The 314-nt window shown below is 50.0% G+C and carries 1 protein-coding gene; it reads left to right on the top strand.

The window, feature by feature from the left end:
* The coding region (locus tag GPK83_RS12470; protein ID WP_215704920.1) for a zinc ribbon domain-containing protein at window positions 1–314 on the top strand (314 nt) is incomplete at both ends.

Below are 314 nucleotides of genomic sequence, written 5' to 3'. Positions count from 1 at the left end.
ATTTTCGAGAATACCCATGAAGCTATCATTGACCAGCAGACCTTTGACCTTGTGCAGAAAATCCGTGGGAATGTCAGACGCTACCCGGACGGCTGGGGCGAAGCAGCTCCCCTCACAGGCTTGCTTTATTGTGCCGATTGCGGCGGCAAGATGTATGTCCACCGTACCAACAACGGCAAGCGTATTTCTCAATATACCTGTTCCCAATACAGCAAAGTCCCAGTTGGAAAGCTCTGCACGACACAGCACCGTATCAATGAAGATGTGGTACTGTCCCTTGTTTCCGAAATGCTCAAAGCTATTGCCGAGTATGC

Origin of the sequence: Clostridium sp. MCC328, assembly GCF_018785465.1 — a bacterium.
Taxonomy (GTDB): domain Bacteria; phylum Bacillota; class Clostridia; order Lachnospirales; family Lachnospiraceae; genus Pilosibacter; species Pilosibacter fragilis.
This window is presented reverse-complemented; position numbering and strand designations above follow the sequence as displayed.